This window comes from Cystobacter fuscus (assembly GCF_044360685.1).
Classification (GTDB): domain Bacteria; phylum Myxococcota; class Myxococcia; order Myxococcales; family Myxococcaceae; genus Cystobacter; species Cystobacter fuscus_C.
Window position 1 is genome coordinate 4,268,337 of record NZ_CP043491.1, and the last position, 16,478, is coordinate 4,284,814.

Here is a 16,478-nt window from a genome sequence, read left to right on the forward strand (position 1 = left end):
CCGAGAGCGCGACGTTGCCCCTCCTGGGTACGGCAGTTAGCATTGCTGACGCCTCGATGATTCGCCTGAACGACATTCTCCAACGGGTGGCCTCCTATCACCCGGACCCCGACCTGGACATCATCAAGAAGGCTTACGTCTATTCGGCCAAGGTGCACCAGGGTCAGTTGCGCAAATCAGGTGAGCCCTACCTGATACATCCTCTGGAGGTCGCCGGGCTGCTCGCCGAGCTGAAACTCGACGAGGCCTCCATCGTCACCGGACTGCTTCACGACACCATCGAGGACACACTCGCCACCGCCGAGGAGCTCACCGAGCTGTTCGGCCCCGAGGTCGCCCAGCTCGTCGACGGTGTGACGAAGCTGTCCAAGTTCTCCGCCTCGGCCACGCTCTCCCAGGAGGAGAAGCAGGCGGAGAACTTCCGCAAGATGATCATCGCGATGGCGCAGGACATCCGCGTCATCCTGGTGAAGCTGGCCGACCGCACGCACAACATGCGGACCCTGGACCACATGTCCGAGGAGAAGCAGCGGCGCATTGCCCAGGAGACCCTGGACATCTACGCCCCGCTGGCCAACCGCCTGGGCATCAGCTGGGTGAAGACGGAGCTGGAGGACCTGTCCTTCCGCTACCTCAAGCCCCAGGAGTACTTCGCGCTCCAGGACAAGATCGGCCGGCGCAAGAAGGAGCGCGAGAAGTACATCGACGACGTGAGCACGCTCATCACCAGCAAGCTCGCCGAGCGCGGGCTCAAGGGCGAGGTGAGCGGCCGCTTCAAGCACGTCTACAGCATCTACAAGAAGATGAAGTCGCAGGGGATCGAGTTCGAGCAGATCCACGACGTCATCGCCTTCCGCATCATCACCAACTCCATGCCCGCCTGCTACGAGGCGCTGGGGCTGGTGCACCAGCTGTGGAAGCCCGTGCCGGGACGCTTCAAGGACTTCATCGCCATTCCCAAGCCCAACATGTACCAGTCGCTGCACACGACGGTCGTGGGGCCGCTGGGCGAGCGGATTGAAGTGCAGATCCGCACCCCGGACATGCACAAGGTGGCCGAGGAAGGCATCGCGGCGCACTGGGCGTACAAGGAGGGCAAGGCGCTCTCCGTCAGCAAGGACGACGAGAAGTTCGCCTGGCTGCGCCAGCTCATGGAGTGGCAGCAGGACCTCAAGGATCCCAAGGAGTTCCTCGAGACGGTGAAGGTGGACCTCTTCACCGACGAGGTCTTCGTCTTCACGCCCCGGGGAGACGTGAAGAGCCTGCCGCGCGGCGCCACGCCCGTGGACTTCGCCTACGCCATCCACTCGGACGTGGGCGGCCGGTGCGTGGGCTCCAAGGTGAACGGGAAGATCGTCCCCCTGCGCTACAAGCTCAAGAACGGGGACACGGTGGAGGTGCTCACCAGCCCCCAGGCGCACCCGTCCAAGGACTGGCTCACCTTCGTCAAGACGAGCCGCGCCCAGCAGCGCATCCGCGCCTTCATCAAGCAGCAGCAGCGCGACAAGAGCCTGCAGCTGGGCCGCGAGCTGCTCGAGCGCGAGCTCAAGCGCTTCCAGCTCAACTTCAACCGCCTGCTCAAGAACGGCGAGCTCAAGAAGGTGTGCGAGGAGCTGGGCTTCCGGGTGGAGGACGATCTGCTGGTGGCCATCGGCTACGGCAAGGTGGTGCCCAACCAGGTGCTCTCGCGCGTGGTTCCGCCGGAGAAGCTGGCCGCCTCCACGGGTGAGGTGCGCAACGCGCCCGCGTCGGACGGCTCGGGCAACCACGCCAGCTCCGCCAGCATGCTGCCGAGCTTCTCCAAGGTCACCGACTTCGCCAAGAAGCTGGTGGGCAAGCAGAACAGCAGCGGCGTGCAGATTGGCGGCGTGGACGACGTGCTGGTGCGCTTCGGGCGCTGTTGCAACCCGGTTCCGGGAGACCCCATCGCGGGGTTCATCACCCGGGGCCGGGGCGTCACGGTGCACACGGTGGGCTGCGACAAGGCCCTGGCCACGGATCCCGAGCGGCGCGTCGACGTGTCCTGGGATGTGCGCGGCGACTTCAAGCGTCCGGTCACCCTGCGAGTGCTCACCACCGAGCGCACGGGCATGCTGGCGGACATCTCCAACACCTTCTCCAAGAAGGGCGTCAACATCTCCCAGGCCAACTGCCGGGCCACCGGGGATGAGCGCGCGGTGAACACCTTCGAGGTCACCATCACCGATCTCAAGCAGCTCACCGACCTGATGCGCACCATCGAGCGCCTGCCGGGCGTCTACTCCGTCGAGCGCATCTGACGTCTTCTCCGCATCCGCTCCGCCTCCGTGCCATCCAGGGGATTGGCCGGCTGGCGGGCGGGTGGTAGAGCCCGCCCCGGACGTGCGCGGCCACTCCTGGCCGCCTCTCGCTCCCGAGGTGACGACATGGCTCGCAAGACGGTGCACTCCGACAACGCGCCCAAGGCGATTGGCCCCTACTCCCAGGCGGTGCAGGTGGACGCCGGGAAGATGACCTTCCTGTCCGGACAGATTCCCCTGGATCCGAAGACGATGGAGCTGGTGCCGGGCGATGTGGTCGCGCAGACCGAGCAGGTGATGAAGAACCTGGGCGCGGTGCTCCAGGCCGCCGGTCTGGACTTCTCCCACGTGGTGCGCAGCACCATCTTCCTCACCGACCTGGGGGACTTCGCCCGGGTGAACGAGGTGTATGGCCGCTCCTTCTCCGGCGCGCCTCCGGCCCGCGTCACCGTGCAGGTGTCCGCGCTGCCCCGCGGCTCCAAGGTGGAGATCGACGCCATCGCCGTGTCCTGACGCCTCCCCCCGCAAGCACGAAGGCCGCCTGTCCCCCGGAAGCAGGGGGGCCAGCGGCCTTCTGAGTTCAGCGCGCGGAGCGGACTACTTCTGGTCCGCGGCGACCGAGCCCTTCTTCTTCAGCTCCTCGTCGATGATGCGCTTGAAGGCATCGACGGGCTGGGCGCCCACGAGCGAGCGGCCGTTGATGAAGAAGCTGGGGGTGCCGGTGACGCCCACGCGGCCGGCCTCGGCCATGTCGGCGGTGACCTGGGCGGCGAACTTGCCCGAGTCGAGCGCGGACTTGAACTTGCCCATGTCGAGGCCCAGCTCCTGGGCGTACTTCTCGAGCGAGGCGCGGTCCAGGGCGCGCTGATTGGCGAAGAGCTTGTCGTGGTACTCCCAGAACTTGCCCTGCTCGTTCGCGGCGAGCGCGGCCTCGGCAGCCGGCTTGGCGTTGGGGTGCATGGGCAGCGGCTGGTTCTTGAAGGCCACCCGGATCTTCCCCTTGTACTCCTGCTCGAGCTGGTGGAGCGTCGGCACGACGCGGCCGCAGAACGGGCACTCGAAGTCGGAGAAGGCCACGATCGTCACGGGGGCGTTCTTCGCGCCCGTCACCGGGGCGTTGCCCACCTCGATGTTCTGCACGGCCGGCTCGGCGGGAGCGGCGGCGGCGCCGTTGGACTTCAGCCCCTCCTCGATGAGTTTGGCGTACAGCCCGTCCGCCTTGGTGCCGGCGGCCAGCAGCTTCTCGGCGCGCGCCTTCTCGTCCTCGATGATCTTCTTGAAGCTCTCGAAGGGCTGGGCGCCCACGAACTCACGGCCGTTGACGAAGAAGGTCGGGGTGCCATTGGCGCCCACCGCGGCGCCCGCGGACGAGTCCGCCTCCACCTTGCCGCGGAACTTGCCGGACTCCAGCGCGGACTTGAACTTGCCCATGTCGAGGCCCAGCTCCTGGGCGTACTTCTCGAGCGAGGCGCGATCCAGGGCGCGCTGATTGGCGAAGAGCTTGTCGTGGTACTCCCAGAACTTGCCCTGCTCGTGCGCGGCCATGGCGGCCTCGGCGGCCGGCTTGGCGTTGGGGTGGAAGGGCAGCGGCTGGTGACGGAACACCACGCGCACGTCCTTGGGGTACGTCTCCTTGATCTGCTTGAGCGTGGGGACCACGCGGCCGCAGAAGGGGCACTCGAAGTCCGACCACTCGACGATCGTCACCTTGGCGTCCTTGGGGCCGAAGGACGGCGCGTCATCGGGCACGTCCACCTTGCGGTAGGCCTGCGCGGGAGCCTCGGGCTGCGAGGGGTTGTTGCGCGGCGCCGACTCCACGCCCTTGGCGAGGATGGCGGCGTACACCTTGTTGGCCGGGGTGCCCGAGCGCACCAGGGCCTCGGCCTTGCCCAGCTCCTCGTCGATGATGGTCTTGAAGTTGCCGATCGGCTGGGCGCCCGAGAGGAAGCGGCCGTTGATGAAGAAGGCCGGGGTGCCATTGGCGGCGAGCTTGCCGGCCAGGGCCTGGTCACGGTCGATGATGGCGGAGAACTTGGGGTTGGTCAGGTCCGCCTTCCAGCGGGAGATGTCCAGGCCCACGTCCTCGGCGTAGCCCTCCAGGTCCTTGTCCTCGAGCGCCTTGGCGTTGGCGAAGAGCTTCTCGTGGTACTCCCAGTACTTGCCCTGCTCACCGGCGGCGAGCGCGGCCACGGCGGCCGGCTTGGCGCGCGGGTGGAAGGACAGCGGGTTCTGCTTCATGACCACGCGCAGCTTGCTGCCGTAGTCCTTCTGCAGCTGCTCCACCGTGGCGTTGGCGCGCGAGCAGAACGGGCACTGGTAGTCGGAGAACTCGACGAGCGTGACGAGTGCGTCCGCGCTGCCCTTGGTGGGCGAGTCGTCGATGGGCACCTTGAAGATGGTGGCATCGGCGGGCTTGCCACTGGGAGCGGCCGCGTTGGCGGCCGCCGTGGGCTTGTTGCTTCCCGCGGAATCCTTCGAGGAGCCGGTGAAGGCCCGGCCGCCCACGAAGCCCAGCAACAGGCCCACGAGGAGGGCAACGATCACATTGGGTTTCATAAGTTCTGTTCTGCTCCTAGGTACGTCGTCGGTCCAACTGCGGTCCCGGGCACATGCGGTCCATCAGCAGGGCGCGGGGTGATAACAGAGCCCGTTGCGGGCACGCAAGGCGAGGCGGACCCCTCGGGCCCGGGTGATGACGCCTTCAGGTCCCCGGAAACACAAAGGTTTTCGTGGGAAATTCCCCCGAGGGCCCCCGCCGGGAGGCCTACACCGAGGCCCTGCGGCCAGGCGTGCACACGGCGGGTGGGGGAGGGGTGGGGCGGAGGCATCGCCTGGGCAGTGACCTGAACCGCCCCGGAGTTTCACCCGGGATTTTCCGGGGGATTGTTTTTCGCCCAGGCTCGGGGCTCAGGTGAGCTGGAGGACGCGCTCCTCGAGCCGCTGGCCCCGCGACACACCCAGGATGAGCACGCCGGTCTGGAGCAGGTGGCCCACGACGCGGCTGATGACCTCCTCCGGCCGATGCGCCTGGCCATCGAAGCGCACGTGCAGCAGGTGCTCGCCCTCCAGGCGCGCGGCGGTGACGCCGGGGAGCGCCTCCAGCTCGGGCAGGAGGATGCTGCCCCGGGCCACCTGGACACGGAACTCGGCGCCCTGGCTCGTCAGATCGGCGATCGAGCCGGCCTGCACCAGCCGGCCCCGGTCGAGGATGGCCGCCGCGTCGCACAACTGCTCCAGCTCCTGGAGGTTGTGGCTGGAGACCACCACCGTGCGTTGGCCGCGCATGTCGAGGATGACCTGCCGCACCTGATGGGCGATGCGCGGATCCATTCCGGCGGTGGGCTCGTCGAGCAGCACGAGGGGCGGACGTCCCATGAGCGCCTGCGCCAGCGCCACGCGCTTGCCCATGCCGTGGGACAAGGCGCTCGTCTCCACGCCCCACGCCTCCATCAGACCGACCTTCTCCAGGGACTCACGCGCCTCGCGCTCGGGCGCCTCCAGGCCGCTCAGCCGGGCCCAGTACATGAGCAGCGGCCCCACCTTCCATCCCCCGGGCAGCACCGCGTCCTGCGGCAGCACGCCGAGCTTGCCCTTGAGCGCGCCCTCGGCGCTGGGGGTGACGCCCATCACCCGCACCTGGCCCTGGGTGGGCCGCAGGTAGCCGCACATCATGGAGAAGGTGGTCGTCTTGCCAGCGCCGTTGGGCCCGATGAGGCCGTACACCTGGCCGCTCTCGATGCGCAGGCTCACCCGCTCCACCGCGACCTTGGGGCCGAAGCGCCGAGAGACATCCACGAGTTCGATGGCGGGCTCGCTCACAGGTCCCTCGTGCGCAGCGCCGTGAGGGCGGAACCGAGGAACAGCAGCGTGAAGGCGGCATAGGCCGCCACGCTGACCGCCGCCGTGCGCAACGCCGGATCCAGCAGCTCCAGCGAGTACTTCAACGGCGAGAGGAAGCGCAGATAGCGCATGGGATTGTCCTCGTCGGCCAGGGCCGTCATCCACAGCACCGCCGAGAACATGAGGACGGCGAGGTTGAGGATGAGGCTCACCGGAGGGCTCGTCGTGACACAGGAGCAGAGCGAGGTGAGCGACAGGAAGGCGAAGGAGAAGACCGCGGAGGCCAGCCAGAAGCGCAAGAGGCTCTCACCGAAGTCCGCCAGGCCAAAGCCCGGCGTGCTGACCCAGGCGTACACACACAGCCCCAGGTCGAGCGCGAACACGAGGCTCAGCAGCACCGTGGCCTGCGCCAGCAGCTTGCCCCACAGCACCGACGAGCGGCGCGCGCGCACCGTGAGGTAGCGGATGGAGCGCGGGCCCACCTCGCCGCTCACCTGATCGAACCCCATCAACGCCACGTAGAGCGGCAGGAAGAAGAGGCTGAAGAAGAAGACCACCACGACCGCCAGGGGAATCCCCTCGCTCGGCACGGTCATCATCCCCGACTGCGTCATCTGCTGGACGAACGAGCGCAGGAACGCCGCCACCACGAAGACCAGCAGTGAAAAAAGGCTGTAGAGCCCGAGCAGCGCCAGCACGCGCGTGCTGCGCAGGGTGCGCTGGCACTCGGCGCTCCAGATGACCGCGGTTTCTTTCAGTCCGTTCAAGGCCGCCCGACCCTAGCGGTCCCGGGAAGCGGTCGCCAGGATTCTCGCCCCCCAGGGAAGCACCGGGAATGGAATGGACGCCGGGAATGAGGCGGGTACCATGTCCACCCCCCACCTCGCTCCGCGAGACGCCCCCGCATGACGCTCTCCCGAGTCGCCCCCGCCACGCTGCTGCTGCCCCTGTTCTTCCTGCTCGTCGGCGCGGACGAAAGCGGTGCCCTGCCTGGAAGCTCCGAGCCGGAGGCCGAGGCCGCCGCGCTCGCGGAGGCCGGCGCGGGCGATGCCGGCACCCCGGACGGGGGTCTGGCCGAGGCGGGGGAGGGGAGTGATGCCGGCGTGATGCTGGGCCTGGTGCCCCCCCGGCCGGTGCCCTCGCGCGAGTCGGATCCTCCCATCGCCCACCTGCGTCCACTCCCCGCGAAGCAGGACGTGCTCGCCCGGGCAAAGAAGGACGCCAAGGGCCGGCTGGTGGTGCCGGGCCCCAACGGCGCCGTGCCGCTCACCATCGATCCCGTGCTCCAGGAGCAGCTCAAGCGCACGCTCGAGCTGTACCAGGTGCCCTTCGGCGCGGTGGTGGTGCTCGAGCCCTCCACGGGCCGGGTGCTCGCCATGGCGGAGCACTCGCAGTCGCGGCCGGACCTGCGCGGCCTGGCCACGCGCGCGGTGTTCCCCGCGGCCAGCATCTTCAAGATCGTCACCGGCGCCGCGCTGCTCGAGGCGGGCCTCAAGCCCGAGGCGGAGACGTGCTTCCACGGCGGCAAGCGGCGCATCTCCGCCAAGCTCCTGGAGGACAGCGCGAGCGACGGCCAGTGCCACTCGCTCGCCGCCGCCATGGGCAAGAGCGCCAACGTCATCTTCGCCAAGCTCACCCAGCGCCACCTGTCGCCCGAGTCGCTGCGGCACGCCGCGGCGCGCTTCCACTTCAACCGGGACATTCCCTTCCCCGTGCCCACGGACGTGTCGCTCGCCGCCGTGCCGGAGGAGGATGGGTTCCGCTTCGCGCAGACGGGCGCGGGCTTCGGCGACGTGTACCTCTCGCCACTGCATGGCGCGCTCCTGGCGGCCGTGGCGGCCAACGGGGGCGTGTGGAAGGACCCCGTCCTCTTCGAGCCCGGCGCGGACGCGCCCTCCACTCCGGGGGAGCAGGTACTCTCGCCCGAGGTGGCACGCGGCCTGACGACGATGCTGGAGGCCACGGTCACCCAGGGCACCGCGCGCCGCGTCTTCCGCGAGCGGGGCATGCGCGTGCCAGGCGCGGTGGGCAAGACGGGGACGCTGGCGGACCGCACACCCTTCCGGGACTACTCGTGGTTCGTGGGCTTCGCGCCCAAGGACAATCCCAAGCTCGCCGTGGCGGCGGTCGTCGTCAACGAGCCGCTCTGGCGCATCCGCGCCGCGTGGCTCGGCCGCGAGGGGTTGCGCCTGGGCATGGCCCGCCTGCCTCCGGGCTCCCTCGCGCCCCAGAAGGACGACGCGCCCGACGTGCCCGTGGAGGAGGACTCCGAGGAGGAAGAGGCCTCGGAGGGCGAGACGCCCGCCCCCGCGGTGGCCGCGACGCCCGCCGCGACGCCTCCCGCGACACTCGAGGAGACGTCCGCCGCGTCGGCGATGTCCCAGCCCTGAGGCACTTGCTCACCGGGGCTTGAGCTGCACCAGCCCCGTGTCCACGAAGGACTGGAAGTACTTCAGCGCGTCCAGCTCGCCGAGCGGCGACATGCCGAGGATGGTGCCCACGTCGCGCTTGCCGTCGATGCGCGAGAGCAGGTAGCGCTCGGGCGTGGTGAGCCGGGTGGTCTTCAATTGCGCCGCCGTCACGCGCAGCGAGGGCACCTGGGGCGTTTCCAGCATCCGCCGCCGCAATAGCCCCAGCAGCGCCGCCGACGCCGAGTTGAGCAGTGCCTCCGTCTCCGGCGTGGGGGCCTGCTCATGGGCCCGGCGCGCCAGCGCCTCTCCGTCCCAGAAGTTGCCGTTCTCCAGGTGGGACTGGGCCGCCTGGATGAGCTCGAGCGTTTGGGACTCATCCCCCACCACGCCCACCTCCAGGTTCTTCACCTCTTCCTCAAGAGTGGGTGAGGCCACCGGGCGCACCCGTCCCGGCGGGGGCGTATTCACCACCCGGAGCGCCTCGCGCCGGTAGAGCGCGTACAGCCGCTGGTACACGAGGAAGTCCGAGGTGTGCAGCGTCTTCACCAGCTCGTCGATGCTCAGCCCCTCGCGCACGCGCTCCAACAGCGTCGCGTCCAGACTGCCGGCCCGGGGCATCTCCGGCAGCCGTGACTCGTCCACCTCCAGGTAGGCGCTCCCCGAGGGAAACGCCGCCCGCAGGGACTGCCACGCCGTCTCGCGGAACTCCCCCTCGCGGTGGATGTCCATCAGATCCACCCCCGCCTCCACGCCCTCGATCTGCGGCACCGCCCCCGCGTCGAAGGAGAACTCCCCCTCCTCCCAGCGGAACATGTCCAGCAGCGTCTCGCGGAACTTGAGCTGGAGCGTGCTGCGCACCGTCACCTCCGACACCCACCCGAGCAGCACGAGGATCTGCCCCAGCGGCACGTTCGCCTCGCTCTGCTGGGCATGGGCCTGGGCGAACTGCTCCGCGTTCAGGTGCCCCATGTGGATGAGGAACTGGCCCAGGTACTCCCGCGTCTGGTTGGAGCTCGCGCTGAGCACCTGCCCCTCGCGCAGGAGGATCATCTTGCGCACTCCCGCGCGCATGACGCGCAGCGTTCCCGAGACCCGCCGGCTGCCGAGGTAGGCGACGAGGTCCTTCAAGGGCATCGTCGAGAAGTCACCTGACAGGCCGCGCATCGCGTCACATCCTCATGAACGGAATGATGGTCCGAATCTACTCGAAACCCGATTGCCACCTCTGTGACCAGGCGAGGGAGGTGCTCGAACGCGTCCGCGCCCGCATCCCCTTCGAGCTGGTGGAAGAGGACATCCGCGCGAGTCCCACACTCCTCGCTGCCTACCGCTATGACATCCCGGTGGTCATTTTCGAGGGAATCGCCACCTTCAAGCACCGCCTGAGGGAAGAGGAGGTCGAGGAATGTCTCCGGCGGGGCACAGGTGGCACGCACGTTGCTGAATCCAAGGGCCAGGGAAAGTAACTCTCTTCCCACCCCTAGGAAAAACAGGGGGATGGACGGAGCGGCGGGCAAGCAGGGGTGGGTAGGGCTGTAAACCTGGGAACTAGTCCCTGGGAACCATTGAAAAAGGTTCAGGTCGGAGGAGGTCGCGGTGGAGTGGAGGCACACGAAGAAGGCCGAGCAGGCGCTCACGGTGCTGGTGGTGGAGCCGCGGGCGGCGGACCTGGAGCAGACCCGGATGACGCTCGGCGAGGCGGGCTTCCGGGTGGTTCCGGTGACGCGCTTCGACGCGGCGAGTCCCCTGTTCGAGGCCATCCGCCCGGACGCGGTGGTGCTCGCGGCCCAGGGGCCGGACTTCGCGGCGGTGCAGGTGGCGCGCCGGCTGCTGCAGCTGTGCCGCGGCACGGTGCCCATCCTCTATCTGGTGGACTCGCTGGACGTGGCGGCCGTGCGCCACTGTCTGGACAAGGGGCAGGGGGTGGACGTGGTGACGCGCTCGAGCCTGGGCGAGGAGCTGGTGTTGCGGCTGCGCGCCCAGCTCCGGCTGCGCTCGGCGGTGCGCCAGGCGATGCTGCCCACCGAGGCCCACTCCACCGAGGCCCTGAGGGATCCGCTCACCGGCCTGTACAACCGCTCCTTCCTGCTCGAGCTCATCGGCCTGGAGATCCGCCGCACCGAGCGCTTTGGAGGAACCTTCTCGCTGGTGGCCGGCTCGCTCGACGACTTCCGCGCGCTGCGCAAGGAGTCCGGCCGCGCCATCGCCGAGCGGCTGCTGGTCTACAGCTCGGTGGTGTTCAGCCAGACGGTGCGCGAGGCGGATGTGGTGGCGCGCGTGGGCGAGGATGAGTTCATGGTGTTGCTGCCCACCACGCCCGCCGAGGGCGTGCCGGACGTGATGACGCGCGTGCGCGAGCGCTTCGCCCTGGCGCGTCTGCAGGTGGAGGGACGGGTGCTGCGTCCCTCGCTGACGTTGGGCGCGGTGAGCTACCCGGACATGGTGGGCTCGCCCGTGCAACTGCTCAACGGGGCGTTGCAGGCCCTGCGCAGGGCACGCGACACGCGCCGTGGCGCCGAGCTGGAGATGATGGTCTGACGCGGAGACGCATCCACGATGGACGTCTCACGGAGTGGAATCGAGATGGATAGGGCGAGGGGAGGCGAGGGGATGGATCGGATCGCGGTGTTGGTGGTGGACGACGAAGAGCAGGTGCGCACCTTCCTCGCCGAGCTGCTGGGCAGCTCGGGCTATCAGGTGCGTTGCGCGTCCAGTGGTGCCCAGGCCCTGGAGATGCTCTCCGGCGGCTCGTTCGACGTGGTGCTGCTGGACGTGATGATGCCGGAGATGAGTGGCCTGGACGTGCTGCGGCGCTACCGGGCCTCGGGCGGCGGCGCGCCCGTCATCGTCCTGTCGGCGCTCTCGGGCGCGGATGACGCCATGCGCGCCATGAAGCTGGGCGCCAGCGACTACCTGTCCAAGCCCTTTGGTGGGGACGAGCTGGAGGATGCCCTGGCGCGCGCGCTCGGCAACCGCCTGCCCGCGAAGCAGGCCGCGGCGAGCGCTCCGGTGATTTCCCCGGCGACGAAGGACGACGGTGGCGGCGAGCGCATCCTCATCTCGCACTCGCCCGCCATGCGCCGGGTGCGCGCGCTGGTGGAGCGCATCGCGGACACGGACGTGCCGGTGCTGCTGCTGGGCGAGTCCGGAACGGGCAAGGAGGTCATCGCCCGCGAGGTCCACGCGCGCAGCAACCGCCGCAACCGCCCCTTCATCAAGGTGAACTGCGCGGCGCTGCCCGGCGAGCTGCTGGAGAGCGAGCTGTTCGGCCACGAGCGCGGCGCCTTCACCGGTGCCACGGCAGAGAAGCCGGGCAAGTTCGAGCTGGCCGACCAGGGCACCATCTTCCTGGATGAGATTGGCGAGATGGCCATCCGCCTCCAGGCCAAGCTGCTGCAGGTGTTGCAGGACGAGGAGTTCTTCCGTGTGGGCGGCAAGAAGAGCGTCCGCGTGGACAGCCGCGTGGTGGTGGCGACCAACCGCGACCTGGAGCGGGAGATCGAGCTGGGCAACTTCCGCGAGGATCTCTTCTACCGCTTGAACGTGGTGGCCATCCGCCTGCCCGCGCTGCGCGAGCGCCCCGAGGACGTGGTGCCGCTGACGGACCACTTCCTCAAGAAGTACGGGCGTGGGTTCATGAGCGGCGTGGCGGAGCTGCCGCCCGAGGTGCTGCGCGCCTTCACCGAGTACGAGTGGCCCGGCAACGTGCGCGAGCTGGAGAACATGGTGCGCCGGCTGTGCGTGCTCAAGGACGCCACGCTCGTGCTGGACGAGCTGCGCGCGGGAGGCCGGACGCCCGCGAGCGCTCCGTCGCTGCCCACGTCCTACGCGGGCGACGGCGAGGTCGACGCCCCCGCGCCCACGCCGCGCGCCGTGACGCCGGCTCCGCTGGCGGGTGTGGCCTCGTCGGTGCAGGTGCTGGAGATGCCGGCCCGGGGCAACACGCCCCCGGTGGAGCTGTCTCCGGGGTACGCGGTGACGCCCGCGCCGGTGCGCTACGCCAATCCGTTCGACGCGCCCCAGCCGCCTCCGCCGCCACCGAGCGTGCCCGAGGCGGAGATGTCGCTGAAGGAGATTGGCAAGCGCGCGGCGATGCTCGCCGAGCGCGAGGCCATCCTCGCGATGCTCCAGCGCACGGCGTGGAACAAGCGGCGCGCGGCGGGCAAGCTGCGCATCAGCTACAAGGCGCTGCTCTACAAGATCAAGGAGTGCGGCATCATCGATCCGCGCGCCGCGGCCGAGTTCTAGGCCGCCCGCGGGCGCCTTCGCGGGCGCCCGCTCGGGTCGTCAGTCCACCCGGATGACGACCTTGCCGAAGTGCGCGCCGCTCTGGAGGTACTCGAAGGCGGCGAGGGCCTCGGCGAAGGGGAAGACGCGGTCCACCACGGGGCGGATGCCGTGCAGGGTGAAGGCCCGGCTGAGCGCCTCGAAGGATTGGCGGTGGCCGACGAAGATGCCCTGCACGCGCAGGTTGTTCATGAGGATGGGGGTGACGGGCACCGCGCCCGCGCCGCCGCTGAGCACGCCGATGACGGACACCGTGCCGCCGGTGCGCACGGCGCGCAGCGAGCGCTCCAGCGTGCCCGCGCCGCCCACCTCCACCACATGATCCACGCCCACGCCTCCGGTGAGGTTCCGGGCCGCCTTGTCCCAGTCGGGCGTGTTCACGTAGTTGATGCCCTCGTGGGCGCCCAGGGCCCGGGCGCGCTCCAGCTTGTCGTCCCGGCTGGAGGTGAGGAGCACCCGCGCGCCCATCATCCGGGCGATCTGCAACGCGAAGAGCGAGACGCCTCCGGTGCCCTGGAGCAGCACGGTGTCTCCGGCCTTCAGTGCGCCCTGGGTGACGAGCGCGCTCCACGCGGTGACGGCCGCGCACGGCAGCGTGGCGGCTTCCTCGTCCGACAGGTACGCGGGCGTGGGCACCGCGCCGTCCTCGTGGAGCAGCAGCGTGTCGGAGAGCGCCCCATCCACGGGCCCGCCGAGCGTCTGGGCATGGGAGGCGCGCGTGGGCTCTCCGGCGAGCCAGTTCTGCGCGAAGAGGCCCATCACCCGATCGCCCACCTTCACGCGGGTGACACCCGGGCCCACGGCGTCCACCACGCCGGCTCCGTCCGAGTTGGGCACCAGGGGCAGCTTCTGCTTCGGGTTGTACTGGCCCCGCACCATCATCAGGTCGCGGTAGTTGAGGCTCGTGGCCTTCACCCGCACGCGCACCTGGAAGGGGCCGGGCTGCGGGTCCGGTCGCTCACAGCGCACCAGGTTATCCAATCCGAATCCACCGCGAATCTCGTAGGCGTTCATGGCCGGGGTTCTAACGCACCGCTCGTGGGGTGGGAGACCCTCGGGGCGGGGCGTGACGAGTAGCAAGCAGAGCGGTCCCTGGCCGAGCCGCGTCTCGGGTAGAACGTCACCGGAGGAGGGCAGGACACATGTACCTGGGCATCGACGTGGGGACGTCATCCGTGAAGGCCGTGCTCGTGGACGGACACGAGCACATCGTCGCCAGCGCCAGCGCGGCCCTGGAGGTCACCCGGCCGCATCCCGGCTGGTCCGAGCAGGAGCCGGACGCCTGGATCCGTGCCCTCGAGCACGTGCTGGACGAGCTGTCCGCCACGCACCGGGAGGCCCTGGCCGCTGTCGAGGGGATGGGACTGTCGGGGCAGATGCATGGCGCGGTGCTGCTCGGCGCGGATGACAAGCCGCTGCGTCCAGCCATCCTCTGGAACGACGGGCGCTCGGAGGCCGAGTGCCGCCTGCTGGAGGAGCGCTGTCCGCGCTCGCGCGAGCTGTCCGGCAACCTCGCCATGCCGGGCTTCACCGCGCCGAAGCTGCTCTGGGTCGCCGAGCACGAGCCGGACGTGTTCGCGAGGACGCGCAAGGTGCTGCTGCCCAAGGACTACCTGCGGCTGTTCCTCATCGGCGACCACGTCTCCGAGATGTCGGACGCGGCGGGAACGCTGTGGCTCGACGTGGCGAAGCGGGACTGGTCCGACGCGCTGCTCTCGGCCACGGGGCTCACGCGCGAGCACATGCCGCGCCTGGTGGAAGGCTCGGAGTCCTCAGGCCGGCTGCGGCCCGAGCTCGCTCGGCGCTGGGGAATGAGCCGCGCGCCGGTGGTGGCGGGAGGGGGAGGGGACAACGCGGCGAGCGCGGTGGGGATTGGAGCGGTGAAGTCCGGGACGGCGTTCGTGTCGCTGGGCACCTCGGGGGTGCTGTTCGTCTCCAACGCGCGCTTCTCTCCGAACACCGAGGGCGCGGTGCATGCGTTCTGCCACGCGGTGCCTCGCACGTGGCACCAGATGGGCGTCATCCTGTCCGCCGCGGCGAGCCTGGAGTGGTTGTCGGCGCTGCTGGGCGAGCCCGCCCCCGCGCTCATCGCCGCGGTGGGGGAGCGCGTGCGGGCACCGTCGCCGGTGAAGTTCCTTCCCTATCTGTCCGGGGAGCGCACGCCGCACAATGACGCCGGAGCGCGTGGGGCCTTCGTGGGACTGGCGCACGGGGACGGACGCGAGGCGTTGACGCAAGCGGTGATGGAGGGCGTGGCGTATGCCGTCGCGGACTGCATGCGGGTGCTGGCCGACGCGGGGACGCGGGTGGAGCGGGCGTCGGCGGTGGGTGGGGGCTCGCGCTCACCGCTCTGGTTGAAGATCCTCGCGAGCGTGCTCGACCGGCCGCTGGATGTGCATGCCGAGGGCGACTTCGGAGGCGCGTTCGGCGCGGCGCGACTGGGACGGCTCGCGGCGACGGGGGAGGATCCGTTCGCGCTCGCCGTGCCGCCGCCGGTGGCCCGGGTGGTGGAGCCCGATGCCGCGCTCGTGCCCCGCTACGCCGAGGAGTACGCCCGCTGGCGCCGCCTGTATCCCGCCCTCCGGCAGGAGCGGTGAGAGAGGGGTTGAATGATTCGTCCTCCTCGTATCCGCCATCGAGGCCTGCCTCCCGTGCGTCATCGCTTGTGGAGTGGGGAACTGCCCCGACTGAGAAGGGAGTTGCTCGCGCGGGACGTGATCCGCTTCGCCTTCTATCTTCCGCACGATCACCCTGAGATCGCAGAGGGAGTGAGCCACGCTGTCGAGGTCTACATGCATGGGGTGGGGCAGGGTCCTAAAACCATTCGACATTCATTCACTGACGACGACGAAGGCGATGCCTTGACTGTGGAGCGATGGAGCTACGTTCGTCGGCTTCTCTCGCCGGACCGTCCGTTCCGGTTCATTGAAGAACTTCCCGAAGACATCGCCGCTCGGATGGAGAAGCGGGGTTACGCGACGCGAGTGATCTTGGATGGAGGTCTTCGCAGCCGCAACGGCTATGAATTCCATTATCAGGCTCGAATTCCCTGGCGCACGCCTTCGTTGGATACAGTGAGCCTTCTATTCGCGACGCTTCCCACCGAATACCTTCATGAGCATGGGCCCACGAAGGTGCGAGAGCTTGCCTTGGAGATGGCTTCCCAGCTGCGATTCGCCTCGGGTCATGTTGGATTCGCGCTCCGCTTGTATTGGCCCTTGCGCCGTGCGGATGCATCCTTGCGTGCTGAACTCACCCGTCATCCGGGCATCGACTTACGGCCCGCCTGGTTCGAGGAGCAGCACCTGGGTGAACGAGTTGATGGCGTCCATTGGCTCAATTTTCTCGGCCAGCCTGTACTCGGCCAGGCAGGTGGGGCCGAGCTTCTGCGTTCACGTTTGCAAGCGGCTGATGCGACGGTGCACGAATTGGATGTGAACCGCGTCATGGTCTCTCTGGGACATGGGCCTGAGGCTGGAGACCTTTCTTTGGGATGCGAGTTGCCAACGTACCGAGAGTTCGCACGGGTGCTCGAACCCTGGCTGGAACCATTGCCCTTGTCCGAAGAGGCCGGATGCGAGGTGGAGCGCTATTCCGCAGTGGGGTTCACCCGAGAGGAGGCCCAGCGGTGGTCACGGCGCTTTCTTGATTGAGGCGTCAT

13 protein-coding genes are annotated in these 16,478 nt (G+C 69.0%); 8 read left to right on the forward strand and 5 right to left on the reverse strand.

The annotated features are described in order from the left end of the window. Positions 1 to 56: 56 nt before the first annotated feature. Positions 57 to 2,279 carry a RelA/SpoT family protein gene (locus F0U63_RS17560; protein WP_395847066.1) on the forward strand — a complete coding sequence of 741 codons (2,223 nt, stop codon included), beginning with the start codon at positions 57 to 59 and terminating at the stop codon, positions 2,277 to 2,279. A 126-nt stretch (positions 2,280 to 2,405) separates the two neighbouring features. Continuing rightward, positions 2,406 to 2,792: a RidA family protein gene (locus F0U63_RS17565; protein ID WP_395847067.1), complete on the forward strand. Its 387-nt coding sequence runs from the start codon at positions 2,406 to 2,408 to the stop codon at positions 2,790 to 2,792. Positions 2,793 to 2,876: 84 nt separating this feature from the next. Here F0U63_RS17565 and F0U63_RS17570 read toward each other — a convergent pair whose 3' ends face one another. The 3 genes from F0U63_RS17570 to F0U63_RS17580 all read right to left on the reverse strand — a co-directional run bounded on the left by F0U63_RS17570 (position 2,877) and on the right by F0U63_RS17580 (position 6,886). Further along, on the reverse strand, positions 2,877 to 4,823 hold the full coding sequence (locus F0U63_RS17570; RefSeq protein WP_395847068.1) for a DsbA family protein: 1,947 nt from the start codon (positions 4,821 to 4,823) through the stop codon (positions 2,877 to 2,879). A gap of 363 nt (positions 4,824 to 5,186) precedes the next feature. Then, complete coding sequence (locus F0U63_RS17575; RefSeq protein ID WP_395847069.1) at positions 5,187 to 6,098, reverse strand: ABC transporter ATP-binding protein; 912 nt, start codon at positions 6,096 to 6,098, stop codon at positions 5,187 to 5,189. Next, positions 6,095 to 6,886 (reverse strand): ABC transporter permease, encoded by a 792-nt coding sequence (locus tag F0U63_RS17580; protein WP_395847070.1) that lies wholly within the window; start codon positions 6,884 to 6,886, stop codon positions 6,095 to 6,097. The genes F0U63_RS17575 and F0U63_RS17580 overlap by 4 nt, the downstream gene beginning before the upstream one ends. 138 nt (positions 6,887 to 7,024) lie before the next feature. Here F0U63_RS17580 and F0U63_RS17585 point away from each other — a divergent pair, with 138 nt between their 5' ends. Then, positions 7,025 to 8,509, forward strand: coding sequence for a penicillin-binding transpeptidase domain-containing protein (locus tag F0U63_RS17585; protein WP_395847071.1), 1,485 nt, complete (start codon positions 7,025 to 7,027; stop codon positions 8,507 to 8,509). A gap of 9 nt (positions 8,510 to 8,518) precedes the next feature. Here the strand turns inward: F0U63_RS17585 and F0U63_RS17590 are convergent, their stop codons facing one another. Next, positions 8,519 to 9,694: a DUF4388 domain-containing protein gene (locus F0U63_RS17590; RefSeq protein WP_395847072.1), complete on the reverse strand. Its 1,176-nt coding sequence runs from the start codon at positions 9,692 to 9,694 to the stop codon at positions 8,519 to 8,521. A 14-nt stretch (positions 9,695 to 9,708) separates the two neighbouring features. Between F0U63_RS17590 and F0U63_RS17595 the strand changes: the two genes are divergently transcribed. From F0U63_RS17595 to F0U63_RS17605, 3 genes are all read left to right on the forward strand, one after another. After that, positions 9,709 to 9,996 (forward strand): glutaredoxin family protein, encoded by a 288-nt coding sequence (locus tag F0U63_RS17595; RefSeq protein WP_395847073.1) that lies wholly within the window; start codon positions 9,709 to 9,711, stop codon positions 9,994 to 9,996. A gap of 130 nt (positions 9,997 to 10,126) precedes the next feature. Then, positions 10,127 to 11,068: a GGDEF domain-containing protein gene (locus F0U63_RS17600; RefSeq protein WP_395847074.1), complete on the forward strand. Its 942-nt coding sequence runs from the start codon at positions 10,127 to 10,129 to the stop codon at positions 11,066 to 11,068. A 72-nt stretch (positions 11,069 to 11,140) separates the two neighbouring features. Next, positions 11,141 to 12,778: a sigma 54-interacting transcriptional regulator gene (locus F0U63_RS17605; protein WP_395847075.1), complete on the forward strand. Its 1,638-nt coding sequence runs from the start codon at positions 11,141 to 11,143 to the stop codon at positions 12,776 to 12,778. A 39-nt stretch (positions 12,779 to 12,817) separates the two neighbouring features. On the opposite strand, the gene F0U63_RS17610 is transcribed toward F0U63_RS17605, so the two are convergent. Next, the gene (locus F0U63_RS17610) at positions 12,818 to 13,831 is read right to left on the reverse strand and encodes an NAD(P)-dependent alcohol dehydrogenase (RefSeq protein WP_395847076.1); all 1,014 of its coding nucleotides are present in this window, start codon (positions 13,829 to 13,831) and stop codon (positions 12,818 to 12,820) included. 128 nt (positions 13,832 to 13,959) lie between these two features. Here F0U63_RS17610 and xylB point away from each other — a divergent pair, with 128 nt between their 5' ends. Then, positions 13,960 to 15,414 carry a xylulokinase gene (gene xylB / locus F0U63_RS17615; protein WP_395847077.1) on the forward strand — a complete coding sequence of 485 codons (1,455 nt, stop codon included), beginning with the start codon at positions 13,960 to 13,962 and terminating at the stop codon, positions 15,412 to 15,414. A gap of 117 nt (positions 15,415 to 15,531) precedes the next feature. Beyond that, on the forward strand, positions 15,532 to 16,470 hold the full coding sequence (locus F0U63_RS17620; RefSeq protein WP_395847078.1) for a type VI immunity family protein: 939 nt from the start codon (positions 15,532 to 15,534) through the stop codon (positions 16,468 to 16,470). Positions 16,471 to 16,478: the final 8 nt, after the last annotated feature.